8 protein-coding genes and 1 pseudogene are annotated in these 9,574 nt (G+C 74.1%); 8 read left to right on the forward strand and 1 reads right to left on the reverse strand.

The window, feature by feature from the left end; all coding sequences use genetic code 11:
* The coding region (locus AB0C69_RS31205; protein WP_360358613.1) for an FAD-binding and (Fe-S)-binding domain-containing protein at positions 1 to 2,090 on the reverse strand (2,090 nt) is incomplete at its 3' end.
* Between the two features lie 358 nt (positions 2,091 to 2,448).
* Between AB0C69_RS31205 and AB0C69_RS31210 the strand changes: the two genes are divergently transcribed.
* From AB0C69_RS31210 to AB0C69_RS31245, 8 genes and pseudogenes are all read left to right on the forward strand, one after another.
* Entirely contained in the window at positions 2,449 to 2,838 is a 390-nt protein-coding gene (locus tag AB0C69_RS31210) for a hypothetical protein (RefSeq protein ID WP_345186568.1), read from the forward strand.
* A gap of 56 nt (positions 2,839 to 2,894) precedes the next feature.
* Entirely contained in the window at positions 2,895 to 3,767 is an 873-nt protein-coding gene (locus AB0C69_RS31215; RefSeq protein ID WP_360358614.1) for a Gfo/Idh/MocA family oxidoreductase, read from the forward strand.
* A gap of 21 nt (positions 3,768 to 3,788) precedes the next feature.
* The gene (locus tag AB0C69_RS31220; protein WP_360358615.1) at positions 3,789 to 4,181 is read left to right on the forward strand and encodes a rhodanese-like domain-containing protein; all 393 of its coding nucleotides are present in this window, start codon (positions 3,789 to 3,791) and stop codon (positions 4,179 to 4,181) included.
* A 70-nt stretch (positions 4,182 to 4,251) separates the two neighbouring features.
* Positions 4,252 to 5,043, forward strand: coding sequence for a DeoR/GlpR family DNA-binding transcription regulator (locus tag AB0C69_RS31225; RefSeq protein ID WP_360358616.1), 792 nt, complete (start codon positions 4,252 to 4,254; stop codon positions 5,041 to 5,043).
* 269 nt (positions 5,044 to 5,312) lie between these two features.
* Positions 5,313 to 6,389, forward strand: a complete 1,077-nt coding sequence (locus AB0C69_RS31230; RefSeq protein WP_360358617.1) for a substrate-binding domain-containing protein — start codon at positions 5,313 to 5,315, stop codon at positions 6,387 to 6,389.
* 19 nt (positions 6,390 to 6,408) lie between these two features.
* Positions 6,409 to 7,191: pseudogene (locus tag AB0C69_RS31235) on the forward strand (ATP-binding cassette domain-containing protein); the annotation flags it as partial.
* A 151-nt stretch (positions 7,192 to 7,342) separates the two neighbouring features.
* Complete coding sequence (locus AB0C69_RS31240) at positions 7,343 to 8,587, forward strand: sugar ABC transporter permease (protein ID WP_360358618.1); 1,245 nt, start codon at positions 7,343 to 7,345, stop codon at positions 8,585 to 8,587.
* Positions 8,588 to 8,633: 46 nt separating this feature from the next.
* The coding region (locus AB0C69_RS31245) for an FGGY family carbohydrate kinase (protein ID WP_360358619.1) at positions 8,634 to 9,574 on the forward strand (941 nt) is incomplete at its 3' end.

Here is a 9,574-nt window from a genome sequence, read left to right on the forward strand (position 1 = left end):
GTCTCGGGCGCCAGCGCGGGGAGCGTGCGCCGCCGGTCGATGCCCGCACCCCAGGCCAGCAGCGGCTTCAGCGCGCGCGACCGCATCGCCGCGTTGACCACCCTGATCGCCGCGGGGGCCCTGGCGGCGAGCCGGGTCCAGCGCGGGAGCCGGCCGAGCGCGTAGTGGGAGCGCGGCCGGATCCGTCCCCGGTACCGCTGGTGCAGCGCCTCCGCCTTGTAGGAGGCCATGTCGACGCCGGTCGGGCAGTCGGACGCGCAGCCCTTGCAGGCCAGGCAGAGGTCGAGGACGTCGTGCAGGGCCTCGGACTTCCAGCCGTCCGGGCCGAGCCTGCCGCTGACGACCTCCTGGAGGACCCGGGCCCGCCCGCGCGTGGAGTCCTTCTCCTCCCGGGTCGCCAGGTAGGACGGGCACATCACGCCGCCCGCCCCGGTGTTGTCGGCGCGGCACTTGCCCACGCCGGTGCAGCGGTGCACGGCCCGGGACAGGTCGCCGCGGTCGTCCCGGTAGGCGAGACCGAGCCCCCGGTTCAGCGGGACCATCTGCACGGCGCGCAGGTCGGCGTCCACGGCCGCCGGGCGGACGACGATGCCGGGGTTGAGCACGTCGTCCGGATCGAAGACGTCCTTGACGGCCGAGCACAGCGCCAGCGCCTCGGCCGAGTACATGTGAGGCAGCAGCTCGCTGCGGGCCCGGCCGTCGCCGTGCTCGCCGGACATGGTGCCGCCGTGCCGGGCCGCCAGCGCGGCCGCGTCGTTGAGGAAGTCGCGGAAGACGCGCGTCCCGCCGGTCCGCCCGAACGGGAAGTCGATCCGGACGTGGATGCACCCGTCGCCGAAATGCCCGTACGGCACGCCGAACAGGTCGTAACCGGCCAGCAGCGCCTCGAACTCCCGCAGGTACGCGCCGAGCCGCTCGGGCGGGACGGCCGCGTCCTCCCACCCGGCGTGGGCCTGCTCGCCGGCGGGCGTGCGGGCGACGAGCCCGGAGCCGTCCTCGCGGATCCGCCACAGCGCGTCGGCCAGCGCCATGTCCTCCACGAGCGCCGAGTCGGCGCAGCCGGACGCGGCGACGACCCCGCGCGCCGCGGAGCGCAGCGCCCCGGGCTCGGATCCGGCCAGCTCCACCAGCAGCCATCCCGACCCGGACGGCAGCGGCGGCACCGCGCCGGCGCCCCGCCGCTCCCGCACGACGTTCACGATCCGCGAGTCCAGTCCCTCGCACGCGACCGGGCCGTGCGGGAGGATCGCCGGGACGGCGTCGGCGGCCTCGGCCATCGACCCGTACCCGAGCACCACGAGCGCCCGGTGCGCGGGCTCGCGGACCATCCGCACCCGTGCCGCGAGCGTCAGCGCGAGCGTCCCCTCGCTTCCCACCAGCGCGCGGGCGACGTCGAAGCCCTTCTCCGGCAGGAGGTGCTCCAGCGAGTAGCCGGAGACCTGCCGGCCGAACCTCCCGAACTCCGTCCGCACCAGGGCCAGGTTCTCGCCGACCAGCCCGCGCAGCCGCTCCAGCAGGACGCCGCCGGTCCGCGCCCCCGGCACGTCGCCGACCCGCAGCCGCTCCCCGGACCCGGTGACGACGTCGAGGCCGAGCACGTTGTCGCTCGTGCGCCCGTAGCCGAGCGCCCGCGACCCGCAGGCGTTGTTGCCGATCATCCCGCCAAGCGTGGCCCGCGTCCGGGTGGACGGATCGGGCCCGAACCGCAGCCCGTGCGCGGCCGCCCTCTGGTGCAGGCGCTCCTGCACGATGCCGGGCTCCACCAGCGCCGTCCCCGCCTCGGGGTCGATCTCCAGCACCCGGTTCAGGTGCCGGCTCACGTCCGCGACGACCCCGGGCCCGACCGCGTTGCCCGCGATGGACGTCCCGGCGCCGCGCATCGTGAGCGGCACCCCGGCGTCCCGGCACACGGCGAGGACGGCGGGCAGCTCGTCCGCCTCACGGGGCGTCACCACGACCCGCGGCGGGACCCGGTACAGCGAGGCGTCCGAGGAGTACAGGGACCGCGCGAGCGCCGAGTCGTCCACCCCGCTGACCCCGGCCGCCCGCAGCGCCTCCACCAGATCGCCGTGCTCACGATGGTCGGTCACGGTGACCACGGTAGGTCATGGTGCGGGCGCCGGACGCCGGGCGCCCCGCTTCCCCGCGGGGGGCCTTTGTCGGTCCCCTTCGGCATCCTCGTCGTGGCGCTCGGAAACGTCGGCGGGCTGTCGATCCCCGACGCCTGGACGCGGGCCCCCGGCGTGACCGAGGACATGTCGGCTCCCTGACCGCCCCTCCATCGTCTACCGCAGCCGCGACGAGCAGCTCGGCATGCTCCGTCCCCGCCGGGGATGGAAGCGGGCCGCCTGAGAACCCCGGGGTGCCGCCGGGCCCCGCCGGGGCAGGCGGTAGCGTCCGGGAGCGACCCGTCCCACCACCCGCCCGGTACGCCCTCGGAGGCCGCTCGTGCTCGCCGTCACCACCGCCGACGTGCGGATCTTCCTGCATGTGCTCGCCGCGACGATCTGGGTCGGCGGGCAGATCACCCTCGGCGCGCTCGTGCCCGCCCTGCGCGGCTACGAGGGCGTCACCAAGGCCGCGGCCCGCCGGTTCAACGCGATCGCCTGGCCCGCGTTCGCCGTCCTCGTGCTCACCGGAGGCTGGAACATCGCCGCGGGCGACCTCGCAGGCCCCGCCCAGCGCACCCTGGAGGTGAAGCTGGTGTTCGTCCTGCTGTCCGGCGTGGCCGCGTTCCTGCACGCCCGCGCCAAGTCCAAGGCCGGGCTCGCCGTGTGGGGCGCGCTCGGAGCCCTGGGCGCGCTCCTCGCGCTGTTCTTCGGCGTCCAGCTCGGCTGACGGCCGCCGCCGCCGCGCGTTGCGCCGGAAGCAGGTAGATCGTCTAGGTTTGTCCCATGAGCGATGCGGTGGCGGTGGGGCTGGTCGGGGCGGGACCCTGGGCGGGGATGGTGCACGCGCCCGCGCTGGCGGCGGGCCCGGCCACGCGGCTCGCGGGGGTGTGGGCGCGGCGGCCCGAGGCGTCCGCCGCGCTGGCCGGCGAGCACGGCGCGCCCTCGTTCGAGCGGATCGAGGAGCTGTTCGACGCCTGCGAGGCCGTGGCGTTCTCCGTCCCGCCGGACGTCCAGGCCGACCTCGCCGCCCGGGCCGCCCGGGCGGGCAAGGCCGTCCTGCTGGAGAAGCCCCTCGGCATGGACCTGGACGGCGCCCGCCGCCTCGCGGGCGCGATCGCCGAGGCCGGCGTCGTCTCGCAGATGGTCCTCACGCTGCGCTACTCGCGCGCCGCCCGCGACTTCCTCGACCGGACGCGGGAGCTGGAGCCGTTCGGCGGCTACGGCTCGTTCGTCTCCTCCGTGCTGAGCGGGGGCCCCTTCGCCACCCCGTGGCGGCTGGAGAAGGGGGCGCTGCTCGACCTCGGCCCCCACATCGTCGACATGCTGGACGCCGCGCTCGGCCGGGTCGCCGGCGTCCGCGCGCACGGCGACCCGCTCGGCTGGCTGGGGCTGACGCTGGAGCACGAGAACGGCGCGATCAGCCAGGCGTCGGTGTCGATGGCGGGAATGGGGGACCTGCCGCCCGCCCGCGTCGAGGTCTACGGGCGGGGCGGCCACGCGCGGCTCGACTGGTCGCAGCTCGGCGACGACGCGTTCGCCACGATGGTGGCCGAGTTCGCCGCCGCCGTCAGGAGCGGGGTGAGCCCCGCGCTGGACGCCGCCCACGGCCTGCGAATCCAGGAGGTGCTCGCCTCGGCCGAGGCGCAGCTGGTCTGACCTGCCTGCCATGCTTGGTCCATGGCACGCACCATCGATGACATCCTCGCCGCGGCGCGCGACCGGCTCGCGCGCGTCCACCCCGACCAGGCCCACGCCGAGATGAGCGACGGGGCGGTGCTGGTGGACATCCGCCCGGCCGCCCAGCGCGCGGAGGAGGGCGAGATCCCGGACGCGCTGATCGTGGAGCGCAACGTCCTGGAGTGGCGCTTCGACCCGGCCTCGGGCGCCCGGCTGCCCCAGGCCACCGGCCACGACCTGCGCGTGATCGTGTTCTGCTCGGAGGGCTACACCTCCAGCCTCGCCGCCGCCTCCCTGCACGACCTCGGGCTGACCAACGCGACCGACATCGTGGGCGGGTTCAAGGCGTGGCGCGCGGCGGGCCTGCCGACGACCGGGGACGCCGACCGGTGACCAGGTGAGTTGAGCTCTTAACATTCCTGGTGTTAACTTCTGGCCTGGCGTCCGGACGGAGGAGCGGGGCATGAGCGACCGGCAGCGGCGGGGGCCCGCGCAGCGGCAGGACGCGATCGCCGAGGCGGTGCTCGCCGCGGGGTCGGGGACGGCCGCCGAGCTCGCCGAGCGGTTCGGGGTCAGCCTCATGACGATCCACCGCGACCTGGACGAGCTGGAGCGCCAGGGCATCGTCCGCAAGTACCGCGGCGGGGTCACCGCGCAGCGGTCCGGGGTGTTCGAGAGCAGCGTCGCCTACCGGGCCAAGACGATGCGCGAGGAGAAGGAGGCCGTCGCCGCGAGGGCGGTCGAGCTGGTCGAGCCCGGCATGGCGATCATGCTCGACGATTCGACGACGGCCCTCGCCCTCGCCCGGCGGCTCCCCGACGTCGGCCCGCTGACCATCGTCACCAACTTCCTCGACGGCCTGAACCTGCTGGCCCCGGTGCAGGGCATCCGGCTGATCGCGCTCGGCGGCGACTACGACCCGCTGCACAACTCGTTCATGGGCGTCTCGTGCGTCGAGATGATCGAGTCGTTGCAGGTCGACCTGTGCTTCGTTTCGACCTCGGCGGTGTCGGCGGGCAACGCCGGCCACCAGGAGCAGCGGGTCGTGGTCGTCAAGCGGGCCATGCTGCGCAGCGCCGTCCGCAACGTCCTGCTGGTGGACCACACGAAGCTGGGCCGCACCGCGCTGCACCGGGTCGCGCCGCTGAGCGATTTCGAGCGGGTCGTCGTGGACGACGGGGCGGCGCCGGAGGCGCTGGCCGAGCTGGCGAAGCACAAGGTCGACTACGACGTCGCCCCGCGCCCGCGCCGCTGACCTCCGTGTGAGCACGGACGTTATAACTAACATCGCCTGACCCGCACGTGCCTAGATCCCTCATGGGATCGATGCCGAGCTGTGACCAGGCTTTTCCGGCTTCCGGCGCGATCTTCTTCACGATCATCCGTGTTAGTTAACGTGCATGTATTGACACTTCTAACGTTCGTGATGTTACGTTCTCCCCGCGGTGGCCGCCGACCCCGGTCGCGCGGACGCCGCATCGGCTCCAACGCCCCCTTCACGGGCGCACCCCCGAGGAGATCTCAGTGAAGAAGCCCTCCCTCAGGACGGTCGCCGCGGCCGCCGCGGCGCTCGCCGCGCTCGCTCCCGCCGCGGCGTGCTCCTCCAAGAGCGCGGGGTCCGGCGGCGGCGACGCGAAGAACGCCAAGATCGCGTTCCTGATGCCCGACATCGCCTCGACCCGCTACGAGCTCTACGACGCCCCGCTCTTCAAGGCCAAGATGAAGCAGCTGTGCGGCGGCTGCACGGTGCTCTACCAGAACGCCGGCGCCGACGCCTCCAAGCAGCAGCAGCAGGCCAGCTCGGTGCTCGCCCAGGGCGTCAAGGCCATCGTGATCGACCCGGTCGACTCGGCCGCGGCGGCGTCGATCGTCCGGATGGCGCAGTCCCGGGACGTGAAGGTGATCGCCTACGACCGCCCCATCCCGGCGGCCAAGGCCGACTACTACGTCTCCTTCGACAACGAGAAGATCGGCGCGATGATCGGCCAGTCGCTGGTCGACCACCTCAAGCAGGAGAAGGCCGAGGGCGGCATCCTGGAGGTCAACGGCTCGCCCACGGACGCCGCCGCGAACCTGATCAAGAAGGGCATCCACAGCTCCGTCGACCCGAGCGGCTTCAAGCTGCTGGCCGAGTACGACACGCCCGGCTGGGAGCCCGCGAAGGCCCAGCAGTGGGTCAGCGGCCAGATCAGCAAGTTCCGCGGCCAGATCGCGGGCGTCGTCGCCGCGAACGACGGCACCGGCGGCGCCGCCGTCGCCGCGTTCAAGGCCGCCGGCACCGACGTCCCGCCGGTGACCGGCAACGACGCCGAGCTCGCCGCCGCGCAGCGGATCATCGCCGGCGACCAGTACAACACGATCTCTAAGCCGATCAAGATCGTGGCGGAGGCCGCCGCCAACGCGGCCCACACGTTCGTCCAGGGCGAGACCCCCAAGGGCAACACGACGCTGTTCGGCACGCCGTCGGAGCTCTTCACGCCGACCGTCGTCACCCAGGACAACATCGGCAAGGTCCTGCTCGGCCCGGACGGCGCCCTCAAGGCCGACAAGGTCTGCACCGCCGAGTACGCGGCCGCCTGCGCCAAGCTCGGCCTCAAGTAGCGATCTCCCGAGGTTCGTCATGTCACCAACGCCCACCCCGGCCGCCGGCGCGGCGCGCCCGCTGCTGTCGCTGCGCGGCGTCAGCAAGTCGTTCGGCGCGGTCGCCGCGCTCACCGGCGTCGACCTGGACGTCGCCGCCGGCGAGGTCGTCGCCCTCGTCGGCGACAACGGCGCCGGCAAGTCCACCCTCGTGAAGGTCCTGTCGGGCGTGCACGCCCCGGACGCGGGGACCATCACCTTCGAGTCGCGGGAGGTGAGCATCCCCACCCCGGCCGCGGCGCAGCAGCTCGGCATCGCGACCGTCTTCCAGGACCTCGCCCTCTGCGAGAACCTCAACGTGATCGAGAACCTGTTCCTCGGCCGCGAGATGCGGGCGCTGCGCCTGGACGACGTCGCGATGGAGGTCCGCTCCCGCGAGCTGCTCACCCAGCTCTCGGCGAAGATCCCCTCGGTGGGGGTCCCGGTCGCGGCGCTGTCGGGCGGCCAGCGGCAGACGGTGGCGATCGCCCGGTCGCTGCTCGGCGACCCGAAGGTCATCATCCTGGACGAGCCGACCGCCGCGCTCGGCGTCGCGCAGACCGCCGAGGTGCTCAACCTGATCGAGCGGCTCAGGGAGCGCGGCCACGGCGTCCTCATGATCAGCCACAACATGGCCGACGTGCAGGCCGTCGCCGACACCGTCGCCGTGCTGCGCCTCGGCCGCAACAACGGCGTGTTCGACGCGCGGACGACCTCCGCCGAGGAACTGGTCGCCGCCATCACCGGCGCGACCGACAACGTGGTGAGCCGCCGCGCCGGCAAGCTCCGCCCCGAGGCGCGGGACACCCCCGCGGAGGACGGCGGCGACACCGGGACGGCGCAGGAGAAGGACGCCGCCGCCGGCGGCGCGGACGGGCCGGACGGCGACCGGCCCGAGCGGGTCGCACCGGGCGGCCCGAGGAAGGGAGCGGGCGATGAGTGACCTCATGGCGCCCCCGCAGACCGGGACCGGCCTGCCGGGCGAGCAGGGGGAGCGGGGCGTGCGCGCCGCGCTGGCGGCCGCGACCGACCGGGTCCGCGGCGGCGACCTCGGCGTCGCGCCGGTGGTCGGCGGGCTGATCGTGATCTGGACCGTGATGCAGATCCTCAACCCGGTCTTCCTGTCCAGCGCGAACCTGGTGAACCTGGCGCTGGAGTGCGTGCCGGTCGGCGTGATCGCGCTCGGCGTGATGTTCATGCTGCTGGTCGGGCAGATCGACCTGTCGGTGGGCTCGGTCAGCGGGCTCAGCGCCGCCGTCGTCGCGGTGCTGTTCGTCGACCACGGCTGGCCGTCCTGGCTCGCGATCGTCGCCGCCGTGGCGCTGGCCGTCGCGCTCGGCTGGTTCTACGCCCAGGTGTTCAACCGGCTCGGCGTGCCCAGCTTCGTGATCACCCTGGCGGGGCTGCTCGGCTGGCTCGGCCTGCAGCTGTGGATCCTCGGGCCCAAGGGCTCGATCAACCTGCCGTTCGACTCGCGGCTGGTGACGTTCGCCCAGCTCGACTTCCTCCCGCCGTGGTTCGCCTACGCGCTGGTCGCCGTCGGCGCGGCCGGGCTGTACCTGACGGGCCACAACCGGGCCGCGCAGCGCCGCAGGGCGGGCCTGCCCGCGACGACTGAGCGCACGCTCATCCTGCGCAGCGCCGCCCTGCTCGCCGGTCTCGCCGTGGCGGTCTGGTACCTGAACCGGGACCGCGGCGTCGGCTGGATGTTCGTCCTGTTCCTGGTGCTCGTGCTGGCGACGCACTACGTCCTGTCCCGGACGAAGTACGGCAAGTCCGTGTACGCGGTCGGCGGCAACGTCGAGGCGGCCCGGCGCGCCGGCATCAACGTCAGGACGGTCTACGCCTCGGCGTTCGTCCTGTGCACCACGCTCGCCGCGATCGGCGGCGTCCTCGCCGCGGCGCGCCTCGCGGCGGCCAACCAGAGCAGCGGCGGCGGCGACGTCAACCTGAACGCGATCGCGGCGGCCGTCATCGGCGGGACGAGCCTGTTCGGCGGGCGCGGCAACGCCTTCGCGGCGCTGCTCGGCATCCTGGTCATCCAGTCGATCTCCAGCGGGCTGACGCTGCTGAACCTCGACTCGTCCTACCGTTTCATGGTCACCGGCGCCGTGCTGCTGCTCGCCGTGGCGCTGGACTCGGTCGCCCGCCGCTCGCGCGCCTCGCACGGCCGCGCCTGACCGGCACGGGTTGGATGGGACCACTACGCAACGGACGGGGGAGCCGATGACGGTCGTCTGCGTCGACGCGGGCACCACGATGATCAAAGCGGTGGGGTACGCCGGGGACGGCGCCGAACTGGCCGTCGCCCGGCGGCCCACCGAGGTCGCCCGGCCCGCGCCGGGACACGCCGAGCAGGACATGGCCGCGGTGTGGCGGGCCGTCGCCGACGCCGTCCGGGAGGTGCTCGGGAAGGTCGGCGGCGACGTCGACTTCCTCGCGCTCACCGCGCAGGGCGACGGCTGCTGGCTGGTGGACGGCGACGGCGCGCCCACCGGCCCGGCGATCCTGTGGAACGACGGCCGCGCCGCCCCCGCCGTCGAGCGCTGGGCGGCCTCCGGCGTGCTGGAGCGGGCGTTCCGCGTCAACGGGTCGCTGCACTTCGCGGGCCTGCCGAACGCGATCCTCACCTGGCTGGGCGAGCACGACCCCGACCGGCTCGCCCGGTCGGCGGCGTCCCTCACCTGCGGCGGCTGGATCTTCTCCCGCCTCACCGGGCGGATCGCGGTGGACGGCTCGGACGCGTCCGCGCCGTTCCTGGACATCGCCGAGCTCCGTTACTCGGACGACCTGCTCCGCGCCTACGACATGGAGTGGGCGCGGCGGCTCCTGCCCGACGTGCTCGGCGACGACCGGCGCGCCGCCCCCCTGACCCGGGACGCGGCGGACGAGCTGGGGCTGCCGGAGGGCCTGCCCGTCGTCCTCGCCCCCTACGACATCGCGTCCACCGCGATCGGCGTCGGCGCGGTCGACCCCGGCCAGGCCTGCACGATCCTCGGCACGACGCTGTGCACCGAGACGGTCGTGGACGGCCCGCGGCTGGGCGGCGACCCGTCCGGCCTCACGGTCGCGATGGGCCTGCCGGGCCGCTACCTGCGGGCCTTCCCGACGCTCGCGGGCGGCCAGGTCGTCGACTGGGCGTGCCGCGTGCTCGGCCTCGCCGCGCC

It is taken from the genome of Actinomadura sp. NPDC048032 (assembly GCF_040653175.1).
Lineage (GTDB): Bacteria > Actinomycetota > Actinomycetes > Streptosporangiales > Streptosporangiaceae > Spirillospora > Spirillospora verrucosospora.

Coding starts and splice junctions, on each gene's coding strand:
- AB0C69_RS31215 (WP_360358614.1), top strand. CDS start 2,895: ATGAGCGATGCGGTGGCGGTGGGGCTGGTCGGGGCGGGACCCTGGGCG.
- AB0C69_RS31220 (WP_360358615.1), top strand. CDS start 3,789: ATGGCACGCACCATCGATGACATCCTCGCCGCGGCGCGCGACCGGCTC.
- AB0C69_RS31225 (WP_360358616.1), top strand. CDS start 4,252: ATGAGCGACCGGCAGCGGCGGGGGCCCGCGCAGCGGCAGGACGCGATC.
- AB0C69_RS31240 (WP_360358618.1), top strand. CDS start 7,343: ATGAGTGACCTCATGGCGCCCCCGCAGACCGGGACCGGCCTGCCGGGC.